Annotated in this window: 11 protein-coding genes, 3 tRNA genes and 2 pseudogenes; 10 read left to right on the top strand and 6 right to left on the bottom strand. The window is 70.5% G+C overall.

The window, feature by feature from the left end; all coding sequences use genetic code 11:
* The first annotated feature begins 8 nt into the window (after window positions 1-8).
* The 7 genes and pseudogenes from pgsA to cysN all read left to right on the top strand — a co-directional run bounded on the left by pgsA (window position 9) and on the right by cysN (window position 5,643).
* Window positions 9-597: pseudogene (pgsA, locus tag LJB71_RS09075) on the top strand (CDP-diacylglycerol--glycerol-3-phosphate 3-phosphatidyltransferase).
* 47 nt (window positions 598-644) lie between these two features.
* Window positions 645-720, top strand: a tRNA-Gly gene (locus tag LJB71_RS09070).
* Between the two features lie 60 nt (window positions 721-780).
* Window positions 781-854: transfer RNA gene (locus LJB71_RS09065), tRNA-Cys, on the top strand.
* A gap of 211 nt (window positions 855-1,065) precedes the next feature.
* A tRNA-Leu gene (locus LJB71_RS09060) sits at window positions 1,066-1,152 on the top strand.
* A 17-nt stretch (window positions 1,153-1,169) separates the two neighbouring features.
* Complete coding sequence (locus LJB71_RS09055; RefSeq protein ID WP_259303928.1) at window positions 1,170-2,810, top strand: FMN-binding glutamate synthase family protein; 1,641 nt, start codon at window positions 1,170-1,172, stop codon at window positions 2,808-2,810.
* 40 nt (window positions 2,811-2,850) lie between these two features.
* On the top strand, window positions 2,851-3,756 hold the full coding sequence (cysD, locus tag LJB71_RS09050) for a sulfate adenylyltransferase subunit CysD (protein ID WP_259303927.1): 906 nt from the start codon (window positions 2,851-2,853) through the stop codon (window positions 3,754-3,756).
* Window positions 3,756-5,643: pseudogene (cysN, locus tag LJB71_RS09045) on the top strand (sulfate adenylyltransferase subunit CysN). Before cysD ends, cysN begins: the two are co-directional and overlap by 1 nt.
* 30 nt (window positions 5,644-5,673) lie before the next feature.
* Here cysN and LJB71_RS09040 read toward each other — a convergent pair.
* On the bottom strand, window positions 5,674-6,141 hold the full coding sequence (locus LJB71_RS09040) for a DUF1854 domain-containing protein (protein ID WP_259303926.1): 468 nt from the start codon (window positions 6,139-6,141) through the stop codon (window positions 5,674-5,676).
* Window positions 6,138-8,435 (bottom strand): ABC transporter transmembrane domain-containing protein, encoded by a 2,298-nt coding sequence (locus tag LJB71_RS09035; protein WP_259303925.1) that lies wholly within the window; start codon window positions 8,433-8,435, stop codon window positions 6,138-6,140. Before LJB71_RS09035 ends, LJB71_RS09040 begins: the two co-directional genes overlap by 4 nt.
* 175 nt (window positions 8,436-8,610) lie before the next feature.
* Between LJB71_RS09035 and LJB71_RS09030 the strand changes: the two genes are divergently transcribed.
* The 3 genes from LJB71_RS09030 to cphA are packed head-to-tail and all read left to right on the top strand — an operon-like array spanning window position 8,611 to window position 13,345.
* Window positions 8,611-9,351, top strand: a complete 741-nt coding sequence (locus tag LJB71_RS09030; RefSeq protein ID WP_310649440.1) for a hypothetical protein — start codon at window positions 8,611-8,613, stop codon at window positions 9,349-9,351.
* Window positions 9,267-10,775: a hypothetical protein gene (locus tag LJB71_RS09025; protein ID WP_259303924.1), complete on the top strand. Its 1,509-nt coding sequence runs from the start codon at window positions 9,267-9,269 to the stop codon at window positions 10,773-10,775. Before LJB71_RS09030 ends, LJB71_RS09025 begins: the two co-directional genes overlap by 85 nt.
* Window positions 10,775-13,345, top strand: coding sequence for a cyanophycin synthetase (gene cphA / locus LJB71_RS09020; RefSeq protein WP_259303923.1), 2,571 nt, complete (start codon window positions 10,775-10,777; stop codon window positions 13,343-13,345). Before LJB71_RS09025 ends, cphA begins: the two co-directional genes overlap by 1 nt.
* Window positions 13,346-13,372: 27 nt before the next feature.
* On the opposite strand, the gene LJB71_RS09015 is transcribed toward cphA, so the two are convergent.
* The 4 genes from LJB71_RS09015 to infA all read right to left on the bottom strand — a co-directional run bounded on the left by LJB71_RS09015 (window position 13,373) and on the right by infA (window position 16,818).
* A complete protein-coding gene (locus LJB71_RS09015; RefSeq protein WP_259303922.1) occupies window positions 13,373-14,113 on the bottom strand; it encodes an EAL domain-containing protein in 741 nt (246 codons plus the stop codon).
* Window positions 14,097-14,651 (bottom strand): GGDEF domain-containing protein, encoded by a 555-nt coding sequence (locus tag LJB71_RS09010; protein ID WP_259304776.1) that lies wholly within the window; start codon window positions 14,649-14,651, stop codon window positions 14,097-14,099. Before LJB71_RS09010 ends, LJB71_RS09015 begins: the two co-directional genes overlap by 17 nt.
* Window positions 14,645-16,411, bottom strand: a complete 1,767-nt coding sequence (locus LJB71_RS09005) for a HAMP domain-containing protein (RefSeq protein WP_259303921.1) — start codon at window positions 16,409-16,411, stop codon at window positions 14,645-14,647. Before LJB71_RS09005 ends, LJB71_RS09010 begins: the two co-directional genes overlap by 7 nt.
* A gap of 188 nt (window positions 16,412-16,599) precedes the next feature.
* Window positions 16,600-16,818, bottom strand: a complete 219-nt coding sequence (infA, locus tag LJB71_RS09000) for a translation initiation factor IF-1 (RefSeq protein WP_028839405.1) — start codon at window positions 16,816-16,818, stop codon at window positions 16,600-16,602.
* Window positions 16,819-16,843: the final 25 nt, after the last annotated feature.

Below are 16,843 nucleotides of genomic sequence, written 5' to 3'. Positions count from 1 at the left end.
ATGCGCGGATGACGCTGACCGTCCCGACCTGAGCTGACCCTGGCCCGCATCGCCCTGATCCCGGTACTGGTGGTGGTGTACTACCTCGATGTCCGCTGGTCGAACCTGGCCGCCACCGCGGTGTTCGTCGCGGCCTCGCTCACCGACTGGCTGGACGGCTGGATCGCGCGCCGCTACCGGATGTTCTCGCGCTTCGGCGCATTTCTCGACCCGGTGGCGGACAAGCTGATGGTGTCCACCGCGCTGGTGATCACCGTGCAGCACCACCACACGGTGTGGATGGCGCTGTGGGCCAGCGTCATCATCGGTCGCGAGATCGCGGTGTCGGCCCTGCGCGAATGGATGGCCGAACTGGGCCAGCGCGCCAAGGTGGCGGTGGCGCTGGTGGGCAAGATCAAGACCATCGTGCAGATGGTGGCGCTGGCGTTCCTGCTGTACCGTGCGCCGGTGTTCGGGATCCCGGTGTTCCTGATCGGCGAGTGGCTGCTGGCGGCGGCGGCGCTGCTGACCCTGTGGTCTGGCTTCGAATACCTGCGCGCGGCCTGGCCGACCCTGCTGGCGGACGAGCCGCGGACCGAAGATGGAAAAAATCCGTGAGACCCTGTTGACGCCCTGAAAAAAGCCCGTAGAATGGCGGGCTCAACGCGGGAATAGCTCAGTTGGTAGAGCACGACCTTGCCAAGGTCGGGGTCGCGAGTTCGAGTCTCGTTTCCCGCTCCAAATCTCGACGAAGCCCCGTTCGCGGGGCTTCGTCGTTTCGGTAAGATGCGACCGTCATCCGGCCGGGTGGCAGAGTGGTTATGCAGCGGACTGCAAATCCGCGTACGCCGGTTCAATTCCGACCCCGGCCTCCAATCGAAAGCCCCGCGGAAGCGGGGCTTTTTTGTTCGAGGAAGTCGAGCGCATGCGACCGCGGCGGGCCGCCGAGCCGGGGACACGCCGCAAGTACGTCCATGTAGGCTAATCGGCGGCATCCGTGCCGTCGATTGTCACCAGTTCGGCGACCCGCCGCAGTCGCTCCGTGCATTACGGTCATCGCCACCTTCGCGCTAAGCTTCCCCCGCCGCCCGGATGGCGAAACTGGTAGACGCAAGGGACTTAAAATCCCTCGGCCGCAAGGCCATGTCGGTTCGATCCCGACTCCGGGCACCACTTCGCAGGGAGCCGCCGTGGTCCGCTATGCCGTGTACGTCGCCAGCCTGCTGCTGGCCGCACTCTTTCTCGTGCTGTCGGCCTGGCATCCGCACGCCTGGTGGGGCGTGGCCGTCTTCGGCCTGCCGTCCGCACTGGGTACCTGGGACCTGCTGCAGCGCAAGAGCACCCTGCGCCGCAACTATCCGCTGCTGGCGCATCTGCGCTATGGCCTCGAGACCATCGGCCCGGAGATGCGCCAGTACTTCATCCAGTCGGATACCGAGCAGGCGCCGTTCTCGCGCGAGCAGCGCGCGCTGGTGTACCAGCGCGCCAAGCATGTCAGCGACGTGCGCCCGTTCGGCAGCCTGCAGGACGTGTACGGGATCGACTACGAATGGATCAACCACTCGCTGGCGCCGGTGGAGGTGATGGATCCCGACTTCCGCGTGCTGATCGGCGCTGGCTGCGCGCAGCCGTATTCGGCCAGTGTGTTCAACATCTCGGCGATGAGCTTCGGCGCGCTGTCGGCAGCGGCGATCCGCGCGCTCAACGCCGGCGCCGCGCGCGGCGGCTTCTACCACGACACCGGCGAGGGCTCGATCTCGCCCTACCACCGCGAAGGCGGCGGTGATCTGGTGTGGGAGCTGGGTTCCGGCTACTTCGGCTGCCGCAACGAGGACGGCAGCTTCAGCGAGGAACGCTTCGCCACGCAGGCGCGCGATCCGCAGGTGAAGATGGTCGAGATCAAGCTCTCGCAGGGTGCCAAGCCCGGCCACGGCGGGGTGCTGCCGGCGGCCAAGCTGACCGCCGAGATCGCCGCCACCCGCGGGGTGCCGATGGGCCGCGACTGCGTTTCGCCGGCGCGCCATTCGGCGTTCTCCACCCCGCTGGAGCTGCTGCAGTTCGTGGCCCGCCTGCGCGAGCTTTCGGGCGGCAAGCCGACCGGCTTCAAGCTCGCAATCGGGCATCCGTGGGAATGGTTTGCGATCGCCAAGGCGATGGCCGAACAGGCCGAATCCCGGCCCGGCCTGCTGCCGGATTTCATCGTGGTGGATGGGGCCGAGGGCGGCACCGGCGCGGCCCCGGCCGAGTTCATCGATCACGTCGGGGTGCCGATGCACGAGGGCCTGATGCTGGTGCACAACACCCTGGTCGGGCTCAACCTGCGCGAGCGCATCCGCATCGGCGCCGCCGGCAAGATCGTCAGTGCGTTCGACATCGCGCGCACCCTGGCGATGGGCGCCGACTGGTGCAACGCGGCGCGCGGCTTCATGTTCGCGCTGGGCTGCATCCAGTCGTTGAGCTGCCATACCAACCGCTGCCCGACCGGGATCGCCACCCAGGACCCGGCGCGCTGGAAGCACCTGGACGTGCCGGACAAGGCGACCCGGGTGTACGAGTTCCACCGCAACACCGTCTCGGCGCTGCGCGACCTGCTGGGCGCGGCGGGCCTGTCGCATCCGTCCCAGCTCGGCCCCGAGCACATCCTGCGCCGGGTGTCGCCGATCGAGGTGCGTTCGCTGGCGGCGCTGTACCGTTTTCTTGCGCCAGGCGAGCTGCTGGGCGGGCGGGTGCCGGGGCATGCGGTGTTCCGCGATTTCTGGCCGTACGCGCGCAGCGATGCCTTCAGCCCGCCGCCCCATGTCCTGCGCCTGCGGGAGAGCAAGGCGACCTGATACGCTTGCCGGCCTGCCGATACGTCCTGGTTCTTTGGCCTTGGATACCCACCTTTCCCACCTCGACCGGCTCGAAGCCGAGAGCATCCACATCCTGCGCGAGGTCGCCGCCGAGTTCCGCACCCCGGTGCTGCTGTATTCGATCGGCAAGGACAGCACCGTGCTGCTGCATCTGCTGCGCAAGGCGTTTTACCCGGCGCGCCCGCCGATCCCGCTGCTGCACATCGACAGCACCTTCGAGTTCCGCGAGACCTATGCCTTCCGCGCGCAGGTGGCCGCCCACGGCGACGTGGAGCTGCGCGTTCACATCAACGAAGAAGGCGTGCGCCAGGGCATCAACCCGTTCACGCACGGCGCCAGCGTGTATACCGAAATCATGCGCACGCGCGCGCTGCGCCAGGCGCTGGAGCAGGGCGGCTACGACTGCGCGATCGGCGGCGCCCGCCGCGACGAGGAGAAGTCGCGCGCCAAGGAGCGCATCTTCAGCTTCCGCACCGCCCAGCACCGCTGGGAGCCGAAAAACCAGCGCCCGGAGCTGTGGAGCCTGTACAACACCCGCATCCACAGGGGCGAGTCGGTGCGCGCGTTCCCGCTCTCGAACTGGACCGAGCTGGACGTGTGGCTCTACATCCTGCGCGAGGGGATCGCGCTGCCGCCGCTGTACTTCGCGCGGGTGCGCCCGGTGGTCGAGCGCGACGGTGTGCTGATCATGGTCGATGATGAACGCCTGCCGCTGCATCCGGGAGAAACCCCGCAGCAGAAGAAGGTGCGCTTCCGCACCCTGGGCTGCTATCCGCTGACCGGCGGGGTGGAGTCCGAGGCCGAGACCCCCGCGCAGGTGGTGGCCGAGGTGCTGGCCGCACGCACCTCCGAGCGCCAGGGCCGGGTGATCGACCACGACCCGGCCGATTCGATGGAGAAGAAGAAGCAGGAGGGCTACTTCTGATGCACATGCAGGACGCCGAGGCGCAGGTGGCCGACTACCTGCGCCAGCACGAGCACAAGCAGCTGCTGCGCTTCATCACCTGCGGCAGCGTGGACGATGGCAAGAGCACCCTGATCGGCCGCCTGCTGCACGATACCCGCCGCCTGTTGGACGACCAGCTGCACGCGCTGGAGGCCGACAGCCGCCGCCACGGCACCCAGAACGGCGAGATCGACTTCGCCCTGCTGGTGGACGGGCTGGCCGCCGAGCGCGAGCAGGGCATCACCATCGACGTGGCCTACCGCTTCTTCGACACCGCGTGCCGCAAGTTCATCGTCGCCGACTGCCCGGGGCATGAACAGTACACCCGCAACATGGCCACCGGCGCCTCCACCGCGGATCTCGCGGTGGTACTGGTGGATGCGCGCAAGGGCCTGCTCACCCAGACCCGCCGCCACAGCTACATCGTGTCGCTGCTCCGGAATCCGCCACGTGGTGCTGGCGGTCAACAAGATGGACCTGGTCGGCTATGGCCCGGCGGTATTTGCGCAAATCGAGGAGGCCTACCGCGCGCTGGCCGCGCAGCTGGGCATCGCGCGGGTGGACGCCGTGCCGTTGTCGGCCCTGCGCGGTGACAACATGACCGCGCGCTCGCCGGCGATGCCGTGGTACGCGGGCATGCCGCTGCTGGAGCTGCTGGAGACGGCGCCGATCGTGCGCGAACGCCGCGATGCGCCGCTGCGCATGCCGGTGCAGTGGGTGTGCCGCCCGAATCAGGATTTCCGCGGCTTTGCCGGCACCGTGGCTTGCGGGCGGGTGGCACCGGGCGACGAGGTGGTGGTGCTGCCGTCCGGGCGGCGTTCGCGGGTGGCGCGGATCGTCACCGCCGATGGCGATCTGGCGCAGGCGGTGGCCGGGCAGTCGGTGACGCTGACGCTGGCGGATGAAGTCGATGCCAGCCGTGGCGACGTGATCGCTGCCGCCGCCGCACCGGCCGAGGTGGCCGACCAGTTCGCGGCGCACCTGCTGTGGATGGGCGATGCGCCGCTGCTGCCGGGCCGGCCCTACCTGCTCAAGCTCGGCACACGCACGGTCGGCGCCTCGGTCACCGAGATCAAGCACAAGATCGACGTGAACACCCAGGACGCGCTGGCGGCCAAGCACCTGGAGCTGAACGAGGTCGCGGTGTGCAACCTGCACCTCGACCAGCCGGTGGCGTTCGCGCCGTATGCCGAGGACCGTACCCTCGGTGGCTTCATCCTGATCGACCGTCACAGCAATGCCACGGTGGCCGCCGGCACCCTCGACTTCGCCCTGCGCCGCGCCGCCAACATCCACTGGCAGCATCTGGACGTGGACAGGGCCGCGCGCGCCCGGATCAAGCACCAGCCGCCGCGCTGCGTGTGGTTCACCGGCCTGTCCGGCGCCGGCAAGTCCACCATCGCCAACCTGGTGGACCGCAGGCTGCTGGCGCTGGGTCGGCATGCCTACGTGCTGGATGGCGACAACGTTCGCCATGGCCTGAACAAGGACCTCGGCTTCACCCCGGAGGACCGGGTGGAGAACATCCGCCGGGTGGCCGAAGTGGCCCGGCTGATGACCGACGCCGGGCTGATCGTGCTGGTCAGCTTCATCAGCCCGTTCCGCGCCGAACGCGAGCTGGCGCGCCGGCTGTTCGAGCCGGGCGAGTTTCTCGAAGTATTCGTGGATACGCCGCTGGAAGAAGCCGAACGGCGCGACGTGAAGGGCCTGTACGCGAAGGCCCGGCGCGGCGAACTGCGCAACTTCACCGGCATCGATTCGCCCTACGAACCTCCGGAGCATCCGGAACTGCACCTGCGCACCAGCGGCATGGACCCGGTGGCGCTGGCCGACCAGGTCGTCGCGGCGCTGGGGCTGGAGGTTTAGCGCAAGAAGCAGAAAGGAAGCGGCGGTGCGCTACAGGAAGCGGTCGAGCAGGCGGCGGCTGTGGCGGTCTAGCGCCAGCAGGTCCGGGATCAGGTAGTGCACGCCGTGGCTGTCGGCCACCAGCAGGGCGTGCGCGCCCAGTCGGCGGATGTCGTCCTCGCTCTTGAGGATGAAGCGGGTATCGCCGCGGTCGGTGGTGACCGTCCACTGGCTGGGGGTGGCGAAGGTGGACACCTCGCGCAGGCGCCGGATCACCGGCACGAATTCGCGTTGGCCGAGTTCGGCCTCCACCAGCGCGCGCCGCGCCGGGTCCAGCGCGTCCAGGTGCGGGATCCAGGCCAGCTCGTGGCCGTCGCCGCCGACCAGCGCGATCCCGGTGTCGGGCGCGCTCAGCGGGAAGGCGCGCACCGCCACCACGCCCTCGTGCACGCGGCCATCGGCGGCGGTCAGCACCAGCCGCCCGAAGGCATTGCGTTCGAGCCGGTACTCAGCGCTCATGCGGCACTCCTTCCAGCGGCAGTTCGGCCAGCGCCTCTTCCTGGTCCACGTTGCGCAGCTGCGCCTGGTACAGCCGCCAGTACGCGCCCTGGCGCGCCATCAGCTCGTCGTGCGGGCCCACTTCCACGATCCGCCCGCGCTCCATCACCACCAGCCGGTCGGCCTTGCGCAGGGTGGACAGGCGATGGGCGATGGCGAGGGTGGTGCGGCCCTGCACCAGGTTGTCCAGCGCGCGCTGGATTTCCTTCTCGGTCTCGGTGTCCACCGACGAGGTGGCCTCGTCCAGGATCAAAAAGCGCGGGTCGATCAGCAGCGCGCGCGATCGAGATGCGCTGGCGTTCGCCGCCCGACAGGCCCTGTCCGCGCTCGCCCACCAGCGAGTCGTAGCCGTGCGGCAGGCGCAGGATGAACTCGTGCGCGTGCGCGGCGCGGGCCGCGGCCACGATCTCCTCGCGGCTGGCGTCGGGGCGGCCGTAGGCGATGTTCTCGGCGATGGTGCCGAAGAACAGGAAGGGCTCCTGCAGCACCAGGCCGATGTGGCGGCGGTAGTCGGCCAGCGCGACCGAGCGGATGTCGATGCCATCCACCAGGATCGCGCCCTGGGTGACGTCGTAGAAGCGGCAGATCAGGTTGACCAGGGTGGTCTTGCCGGAGCCGCTGTGGCCGACCAGGCCGATCATCTCGCCCGGGCGGATCTCCAGGTCGAGGCCGCGGATCACCCCGCGGTTGCCGTAGCGGAAGCCGACGTCGCGCAGCGTGAGCGCGCCGCGCGCGGCCGGCAGCGGCACCGGGCGCGCCGGTTCCGGCACGCTGGAGACATGGTCGAGGATGTCGAAGATGCGCTTGGCGCCGGCCGCCGCCTTCTGGGTCACCGACACGATCCGGCTCATCGAGTCCAGGCGGGTGTAGAAGCGGCCGATGTAGGCCAGGAACGCGGTCAGCACGCCCACCGTGATCTGGTGCCGCGACACCTGCCAGATGCCGAACGCCCACACCACGATCAGCCCCAGCTCGGTGAGCAGAGTGACGGTCGGGGTGAACAGCGACCACACCTTGTTCAGGCGGTCGTTGATCGCGAGGTAATGGCGGTTGGCCTCGCGGAAGCGGCGGGTCTCACGGCCTTCCTGGGCGAACGCCTTGACCACGCGGATGCCGGGGATGGTGTCGGCCAGCACGCTGCTCAGCTCCGACCAGGCGCGGTCGATCTTCTCGAAGCCGGTGCGCAGGCGGTTGCGTACCAGCTGGATCAACCATGCGATCAGCGGCAGCGGCAGCAGTGTCACCAGCGCCAGCATCGGATTGATCGAGAACAGGATGGCCGCGATCATCGCCAGCATCAGCACGTCGGTGGCGAAATCCAGCAGGTGCAGCGACAGGTACAGGCAGATGCGGTCGGATTCCGAGCCGATCCGGGTCAGCAGGTCGCCGGTGCGCTTGGCGCCGAAGTACTCCAGCGACAGCGTGAGCAGGTGCTCGTAGGTCACCGTGCGCAGGTCGCAGCCGATGCGCTCGGACACCAGCGCCAGGATGTAGGTGCGCGCCCAGCCCAGGAACCAGGCCAGCAGCGCCGAGCCGAGGATGCCGCCGAGCAGCATCAGCACCAGGCGCTGGTCGATCGGCTGCCCGTTCTGGAACGGGATCAGCACCTTGTCCATCAGCGGCATGGTCAGGTACGGCGGCACCAGGGTGGCGCCGGTCGAGGCCAGGGTGAGCAGGAAGCCGGCCAGCAGCGCGCCGCGGTAGGGCCGCGCGAACCGCCACAAGCGCAGCAGGGTCCAGGTGGAGGGCGGGGTGTGCAGCTCGCGTACGCAGGCCGGGCAGTCGTCCTCGTCCGGCGGCAGTGGGGCCTTGCAGATCGGGCACAGCGAGTCTTCGTCTTCGTGCGTCGCACGGGCATCCCCGGTGCGTTTCTGCAGGCGTTCGAATTGCGACAGCAGGCGCAGCGCGGCCAGATTCTGGTCGAGGGTGAAGCGGCAGTGGAACAGGCGGCGGCGGGCATCCACCAGCTCCAGCTGGCCGACGCCGGCGTGGTCGCCGTGATGCAGCCGCAGATCGCTCGTCAGTGTCCAGTCCTGCCAGTGTGCGGCATGCGGCAGGCGCGCCAGCAGGCGGCGGTCGGTCAGCACCAGCACGCCGTCGCCGTAGTGCAGGGCGTCGTCGAGATCGATCGCGAGCGCGGCCAGCGCGGTTTCGCCGGGCTGCAGTCGCTGCTGCAGGGGTTCCTGCCAGTGGGCTGGCAGGCCGTGGCAGGCAGCGGGCGTGGCGATGGGCGCGGGAGCGGCGGGCGCGGGCATGGGGCGGCTGTTTTTTAAAGAATCCGTAATATGACGCCAGAGCCCGGCTCCGCTACTCTGGATGGCATCCAGAGGGAGCAAAGTATAGCGAGCGGCAGGGCGCCCGAGGCGACGCATCTGCCGACCCGCAGCGCCGACATGAAGCACGACGACATCACCATCCTGCGGGTCGCCTATCTGCGCGGCCCCAACCTCTGGACCTACCGCCCGGTGCTGGAAGCCTGGGTGGACATCGGCGGTCTCGAGGACTATCCCTCCAACCGCATCGACGGGCTCACCGAGCGCCTGCTGGCCTGGCTGCCGGGGCTGCAGGAGCACCGTTGCAGCGTGGGCGCGCCGGGCGGCTTCGTGCAGCGCCTGCGCGAGGGCACCTGGCCGGCGCACATCCTCCGAGCACATCACCCTCGAACTACAGACCCAGGTCGGCATGCAGACCGGTTTCGGCAAGGCGCGCGAGGCCGGGCCGCGCGGCCTCTACAAGGTAGCCGTGCGCTCGCGCGACGAGCAGGTCAGCCGCGCCTGCCTGCTGCTGGCGCGCGACCTGCTGATGGCCGCGATCAACGACACCGGATTCGACCTGCCGGCGCGGCTGCCCCCGCTGCGCGAGCTGGCCGACCGCCGCCTGCTCGGGCCCAGCACCGCGGCCATCGTGGAGGCCGCCGGCGAGCGCGGCATCCCGCACCTGGGGCTGACCGACGGCAACCTGGTGCAGCTGGGCTACGGCCGCCGCCAGCGCCGGATCTGGACCGCCGAGACCGAGCGCACCAGCGCGATCGCCGAAGCATCTCGCGCGACAAGGACCTCACCAAGACCCTGCTGGCCAGCTGCGGCGTGCCGGTGCCGGAAGGGCGGCTGGTGGAGGACGCCGCGGACGCCTGGGAGGCGGCGCAGGAGATCGGCCTGCCGGTGGTGGTGAAGCCGCTGGATGCCAACCACGGGCGCGGCGTGTTCGCCGACCTCAAGACCCGGCAGGACGTGGAAACCGCGTATGCCGGTGCGCTGGCCGAGGGCAGCGGGGTGATGGTGGAGCGCTTCATCGAGGGCGACGAACACCGCCTGCTGGTGGTCGGCGGCAAGCTGGTGGCGGCCAACCGCGGCGATACCGCGCGGGTGGTGGGCGATGGCCGTTCGAGCATCCGCGAGCTGATCGATCTGCAGATCAACAGCGATCCGCGCCGCGGCGAGGAGGAGGGCTTCCCGCTGGAAACCCTGCTGCTGGAGCGCGAGCCGATCGCCATCCACGAGTTGCAGCGTCAGGGCTATGCGCCGGAGTCGGTGCCGCCGGCCGGGCAGGAGGTGCTCATCCTGCGCCACGGCAACATGGCCTTCGACGTCACTGACGAGGTGCATCCTGAAGTCGCCGCCGCCGCCATCCAGGCCGCGCGGGTGGTCGGCCTGGACATCGCCGGGATCGACCTGGTGACGCGCGATGTCTCGCGGCCGCTGTCCGAGACCCGCGGCGCGATCGTCGAGGTCAACGCCGGCCCCAGCCTGCTGATGCACCTCAAGCCGGCGGTCGGCAAGCCGCGCCCGGCCGGGCAGGCGATCGTGGACCATCTGTTCGCCGCCGGCGACGACGGCCGCATCCCGATCGTCGGCGTGCTCGGCCGCCGTGAGCCGGCGTTGCTGGCGCGCCTGGTCGGGCATCTGCTGCGGCTGTCCGGGCGCAGCGTGGGGCTGGCCTGCGGCGAGGGCCTGTTCCTCGACCAGCGCCAGCTGGCGGCGCGCCCCTGCCAGCATTTCGACGGCGGCCAGCGGCTGCTGATCAACCGCGAGATCGAGGCCGCGGTGATCGAAACCAGCGCGCGCGCGATCCTGGCCGAGGGCCTGCCGTACGACCGCTGCCAGGTCGGCGTGCTCACCGATGCCGATCCGGATCCTGCGCTGGCGGAGTTCTACATCGATTCGCCCGAACGCCTGCACGCGGTGCTGCGCACCCAGGTGGACGTGGTGCTGGCGCAGGGCGCGGCGGTGCTCAACGCCTGCGAGCCGGCGGTGGCCGCGATGGCCGGGCTGTGCGACGGCGAAGTGATCCTGTTCGCGCGCGATGCCGATGCCGCGCCGCTGGAACCGCACCTGGAGCAGGGCGGGCGCGCGGTGTTCGTGCGCAACGGCGCGATCGTGCTGGCGGCCGCCGGCAACGAGGAGCCGCTGGCGCGCGCCTCGCGCTTCGCGCTGACCGGGGCGGCGGCCACGCCGGCCCAGCTGGAGGCGGTGCTGGCCGCGGTCGCTGCCGCCTGGGCGCTGGACGTGCCGGTGGATCTGATCCCGGCCGGCATCGAACATTTCGAACAGGAGCGGGCGGCCGCCGCCCGCGCCACCGACGCCATGGGCGCGTGATGGATATTTCCCGCATCCGGGCCCTGCGCGGCCCCAACCTGTGGACCCGGCGCACCGCGATCGAGGCCATCGTCACCCTGTCGCAGGGCGAGCGCCCGCTGGACAGCATCCCCGGCTTCGAGGAACGCCTGCGCCAGCGCTTCCCGGAGCTCGGCTTCCTGCGCACCACCCGCCAGTCCGAGACCCTCACCCTGGCGCACGCGCTGGAGTTCACCGCGCTGTGCCTGCAGGCGCAGGCCGGCTGCCCGGTGACCTTCAGCCGCACCGCGCGCACGGTGGACCCGGGCGTGTTCCAGATCGTGGTGGAGTACAGCGAGGAAGCGGTGGGCCGGCGCGCGCTGCAGCTGGCCGAGCAGCTGTGCCAGGCCGCGCGCGAGGACGCACCGTTCGACCTCGAAGGGGCGCTGGCGGAACTGCGCGCGCTGGACGAGGACGCGCGCCTGGGGCCGAGCACCGGCGCCATCGTAGAAGCCGCGGTGAACCGCGGCATCCCGTACCGGCGACTGACCGCCGGCAGCCTGGTGCAGCTGGGCTGGGGCAGTCGCCAGCGGCGCATCCAGGCCGCGGAGATGGACAGCACCAGCGCGATCGCGGAAGCCATCGCCCAGGACAAGGCGCTGACCAAGAAATTGCTGCGAGCGGCCGGGGTGCCGGTGCCGGAAGGTCGGCCGGTGGCCAGCGCCGACGAGGCCTGGGCGGCCGCGCAGGAGATCGGCCTGCCGGTGGTGGTGAAGCCGCTGGACGGCAACCAGGGCAAGGGCGTCACCGTGAACCTGCACGCCGAGGCCGACATCCGTCGCGCCTTTGATGTGGCGCGCGAATTCCGCGACGAGGTGATGGTGGAGCGCTACCTGCCCGGCGGCGACTACCGCCTGCTGGTGGTCGGCGACCGCCTGGTGGCGGCGGCCCGGCGCGAGCCGCCGAACGTGATCGGCGATGGCGTGTCCAGCGTGCGCGCGCTGGTCGAGCAGGTAAATGCCGACCCGCGCCGTGGCGAGGGCCATGCCACTTCGCTGACCCGCATCCGCTTCGACGAGATCGCCCTGCGCACGCTGGAAAAGCAGGGGCTGGATGCCGACTCGGTGCCCGAGAAGGGGCGCCGGGTGGTGCTGCGCAACAACGCTAACCTGTCCACCGGCGGCACCGCCACCGATGTCACCGGCGACGTGCACCCGGAGGTGGCGGCGCGCGCGGTGGAGGCCGCGCGCATGGTCGGGCTGGACATCTGCGGGGTGGACGTGGTGTGCGAGACCGTGCTGCGCCCGCTGGAGGAACAGGGCGGCGGGATCGTCGAGGTCAACGCCGCGCCGGGCCTGCGCATGCACCTGGCGCCGTCGTACGGCAAGCCGCGCGACGTGGGCAAGGCGATCATCGACGCCATGTTCCCGCCCGGCGAGAACGGACGCATCCCGGTGGTGGCGGTCACCGGCACCAACGGCAAGACCACCACCGTGCGCCTGATCGCGCACCTGCTGCGCACCCGCGGGCTGGGCGTGGGCATGACCAATACCGACGGCATCTACGTCAACGGCGTGCAGATCGATTCCGGCGACTGCTCCGGCCCGCGCAGCGCGCGCAACGTGCTGTTGAACCCGCTGGTGGACGCGGCGGTGTTCGAGACCGCGCGCGGCGGGCTGCTGCGCGAGGGGCTGGCGTTCGACCACGCCGACGTGGCGGTGGTGACCAACATCGGCATGGGCGACCACCTGGGCCTGAACTTCATCACCACCGTGGACGACCTGGCGGTGCTGAAGCGGGTGGTGGTGCGCAACGTCGCCCGATCCGGCTTCGCGGTGCTCAACGCGGCCGACCCGGTGGTCGCGGCGATGGCCGCGCACTGCCCGGGCAGGGTGATCTTCTTCGCCGCCGACGGCGACCAGCCGGTGCTGGCCGCGCACCGCGCCCAGGGCGGGCGGGTGGTGTTCGTGCAGGACGGCGACCTGGTGGCGATGGAAGGCGGGTTCGAGACCCGGCTGCCGCTGGCCGGGGTGCCGGTGACCCACGGCGGCCGGATCGGCTTCCAGGTGGACAACGCGATGGCCGCGCTCGCCGCCGGCTGGGCGCTGGGGCTGGACTGGGGCGTGATCCGCCAGGGCTTGGCCAGCTTCAACGCCGATAGCGGGAATGCGCCAGGGCGGTTCAACGTGATGCCGTTCAAGGGCGCCACCGTGATCGCCGACTACGGCCACAACCCGGACGCGATGGCGGCGCTGGTGGCGGCGGTGGAGAACCTGCCGGCGCTGCGGCGCACGGTGGTGATCAGCGGCGCCGGCGACCGCCGCGACGAGGACATCCGCCAGCAGACCCGCATCCTCGGTGCCGCCTTCGACACCGTGATCCTGTACCAGGACGCCTGCCAGCGCGGGCGCACCGACGGCGAGGTGCTGGGGTTGCTGCGCGAAGGCCTGCAGGGCGCGCCGCGCACGCGGGTGGTGGAGGAGATCCACGGCGAGTTCGCCGCGATCGATCGCGCGCTGGAGCTGCTGCAGCCGGGCGAGCTGTGCCTGGTGCTGGTCGACCAGGTGGAGGAATCGCTGGCGCACCTGCGCGCGCGGATCGGCGCCGGCTGAGGCGCCGGCCGGCCCGCCGCGGCGCGCTCAGCGGCGCGCGCCGAACGGCGGCGGCTGCAGGGCCGGGTGCTCGGCCTTGGGGCGGTCCAGGTGGTAGCCCTGGACCATGTCCACGCCCATCTCGCGCAGCATCAGCAACGTGCGCCCGTCCTCCACGAACTCGGCCACGGTCTGCTTGCCCATGCCGCGCGCCACGTCGATGATGGTGCGCACGAACACCTGGTTGTCGGCGTCCTGCGGCAGGTCGCGGATGAACATGCCGTCGATCTTGAGGATGTCGGCGTTGAGGTGCTTGAGGTAGGCGAACGAGGCGAAGCCGGCGCCGAAGTCGTCCAGGCAGACCAGGCAGCCGGTGCGGCGCAGCGCCGCGATGAAGCGCGCGGCATCGCCCATGTCGGACACCGCCGCGGTCTCGGTCAGCTCCACCAGCAGGCGCCGCGGCGAGACGTGGCGCTGGCGCAGCTCCTCGGCGATGAAGGCGGGCAGGTCGGGATCGTCGAACGAGCGCCCGGAGATGTTCACCGCCAGCGCCGGCAGGTGCGGATGCGCGGCCAGCAGGCCGATGCAGCGGCGGATCACCCAGCGGTCGATCTCGAGGATCTTGCCGCTCTTCTCCGCATGGCCGATGAACTCCGCCGGCAGGATCAGGGTGCCGGGCTGGGCGGCGTCCTCCATCCGCAGCAACGCCTCGAGGTGCTCCAGGTGGCCGTCGCGGGCGCGGTAGATGCCCTGGAAATGCAGGCGCAGCAGGTCATGCTCGAGCCGCATGCGCGATGCGGTCGTTCCAGCCCAGGTGCACCGCCATCGCGCGCGAGGCGTCGTGGTCGGGGCGATACACGCTCCAGCGGTTCTTGCCGGTGTGCTTGGCCTGGTACATCGCCATGTCGGCGTGTGCCACCAGGTCCTGGGCGTTGCCGGCGTGGGTGGGGAAATGGGCGATGCCCAGGCTGCAGGTCAGGCGCAGGGTCTGCTCGCCCAGATCCTGCGGAGCCTGGGCGATGCGGCGGACGATGCGCTCGGCCAGCTGGGCGGCCTCGTGCTCGCTGGCATGCGCCATCAGCACCACGAATTCGTCGCCGCCCAGGCGGTACAGGGTGTCCTCGCCGCGGATCAGCATGCGTATTTCCACCGCGATCCGGTTCAGCACGGCATCGCCGGCGCGGTGGCCGTAGGTGTCGTTGACGTACTTGAACTCGTCGAGGTCGAACACCAGCAGCGCCAGCTGGCTGGGCGTGCGCTCGGCGGCGTGGAAGAAGGCCTCGAGGTCCTGCTCGAAGCGATGCCGGTTGTTGAGCCCGGTCAGCACGTCGTGCTCGGCCAGCTGCACCAGCTGCGCCGCGACCTCGCGCTCGCGGGTGACGTCCTCCTGTACCCACAGCCGGCCGATGTGGCGGCCCTGCGCGTCCTGCAGCGGGTAGGCGTCGTGCACGATGGTGCGGCCATCCACCAGCGGGATCTCGAAATGCGCCGGCTCCAGCGGGGCCGCGATCGAGGCGCGCAGGCGCTCCAGCAGCGCCTCCGGATCGCGCACCAGCGGCAGAATGTCGGCGATTCCTTCGCGGGTCGAGCGGCCGATGATGCTGGCTTCGCCGGCGAAGCCCACATCGTCAGGAAGGCGGCATTGCAGTACACCACCACCTGTTCGCTGTTGACGAACACGATGCCCTGGCGCATCGCGCCGAGCAGGGTATGCAGGCGGGTGCGCTCCTCCTGCAGGCGCTGCATGAACTCGCGACGCTCGTCCACCTCGGTCTGCAGGGCCTGCGCGTGCGCGTGCTGCAGAGCCCGCTGCTGCGCCACTTCCTCCACCATGTCATCGAACGCGCCGGCCAGCCGGCCCAGCTCGTCGTCGCCCGGCATGGCGATCGGGTTGGGCTGCTGGCCCTGGCCCAGTTCGTCCACCGCGCGCGTCAGGCGCTGCAGCGGCAGCGCGACCAGGCGGTGGATCCGCCGCCGCAGCAGCCACATGCCCGGCAGCAGGCCCAGCACCCCGAACGCGAACAGGGCCAGCAGCCCCCAGGCCAGGATGCGGTCGATCACCGCCTGCGGCAGCACGTACACCTGGTACCAGCCGGGGCCGTGGATGGTGGCCCAGCCCACCCACAGGCGGCCGTCCGGCGAGCGCCGCGCGCCCTGCGCGGTCCCGGCGGCGGCGAGGGTGGCGTGCACCTGGGCCAGCTGCGGGTCGCCGAGGCTGGCGATGCTCAGCTGCCCGTGCGCGGCGGCGATCCGCTGGCGCAGCTGCGGATGCGCGATCAGCGCGCCGTCGGCGCTCATCACCAGCTCCAGCGCGCCGCCCTGGTTCTGCACGGCGTTGTGGTCCAGCAGGCTCTGGATGGCAATGTCGTGGCCGACGGTGCCCACCCATTGGCCCTGCCAGTCCAGCGGCTGGATCACCGAAACCATCCAGGTATTGGCCTGGCGATCCAGGTACACCGGGGTCCAGAACAGCCGGCGCTGCGGGTTGCGCCGCGGCTCGGAGCCCTGCATGGTCGGGTAGCCGGTATTGGTGTAGGTGGCATCCGCCCCGGCCGCGAGATCGCGCCCGCGCGAGTACACCAGCAGGCCGTCCTCGACGAAGTCCATGTACACCGAATAGAACGGCGGCGACAGCGCCGGGCCCTGCTCGCGCAGCAGATCAAAGGCCACCACCGCGCGGATGCGCGCCGATTCGCCCAGCCCCTGGGCTGGCTGGTGCAGATACAGGGTGGGCGCGCGTTCGGGGTCCACCAGGTCCGGCCGCAGCCGCCACAGCCCGTCCTGGCTGCGCTCGAACAGCGCGTGGAAGCGGGCCAGGGTGGCGTCGTGGTCGGCATGCCGCAGCCGCTCCAGCAGCTCCCGGTGCAGGCGCGCCACGCTCTGCTCGGCCTGCAGGAACAGCCCTTCGCCGCTGGCCGCGCGCAGCATCGCCGAGCGCTGCGCCACGATCGGCACCAGCCGGTCCGCGCCCAGGCGCATCCCCAGGTAGCCCAGCGCCAGCAGCGACAGCAGCAGGGCCAGGAACATGCCCCAGATCGACAGGGACAGCCTGCGGAGCAGCGAGGCGCGTGGGCGGATGGGTGGCACGGAGTGTCCCTGGCGGTGGCGCTGCCGGTCCGCAGGCGCCTGTGCTTTCTTACTTGACGGCGTGAGGCCGCACAAGCGGCAGGCGTACCGCATGCCGCCGGAACGCGAAACGCCCCTTGCGGGGCGTTTGCGTGGGGTGCGGCCGGACGCGGGGCATCAGCGGTGGCCGGCGTCAACGATGGCCGGCGTCAACGATGGCGATAGGTGATGCGGCCCTTGGTGAGGTCGTAGGGCGTCATTTCCACCTTGACCCGATCGCCGGTGAGGATGCGGATGTAGTTCTTGCGCATGCGTCCGGAGATGTGGGCGATGATCTCGTGGCCGTTCTCCAGCTTCACCCGGAACATGGTGTTCGGGAGGGTTTCGGAGATCGTGCCTTCGAATTCGATGACGTCGTCTTTCGCCATGTGTCTGCCGGGGCGTGTCCTGTGC

Origin of the sequence: Thermomonas sp. S9 (assembly GCF_024704365.1) — a bacterium.
GTDB lineage: Bacteria > Pseudomonadota > Gammaproteobacteria > Xanthomonadales > Xanthomonadaceae > Thermomonas.
This window is presented reverse-complemented; position numbering and strand designations above follow the sequence as displayed.

What these genes read in the sequence shown, in the direction of transcription:
- LJB71_RS09035 (WP_259303925.1), bottom strand. Translation starts at nt 8,435, where the DNA reads ATGCCCGCGCCCGCCGCTCCCGCGCCCATCGCCACGCCCGCTGCCTGC.
- LJB71_RS09015 (WP_259303922.1), bottom strand. Translation starts at nt 14,113, where the DNA reads ATGCGGCTCGAGCATGACCTGCTGCGCCTGCATTTCCAGGGCATCTAC.
- cphA (WP_259303923.1), top strand. Translation starts at nt 10,775, where the DNA reads ATGGATATTTCCCGCATCCGGGCCCTGCGCGGCCCCAACCTGTGGACC.
- LJB71_RS09040 (WP_259303926.1), bottom strand. Translation starts at nt 6,141, where the DNA reads ATGAGCGCTGAGTACCGGCTCGAACGCAATGCCTTCGGGCGGCTGGTG.
- infA (WP_028839405.1), bottom strand. Translation starts at nt 16,818, where the DNA reads ATGGCGAAAGACGACGTCATCGAATTCGAAGGCACGATCTCCGAAACC.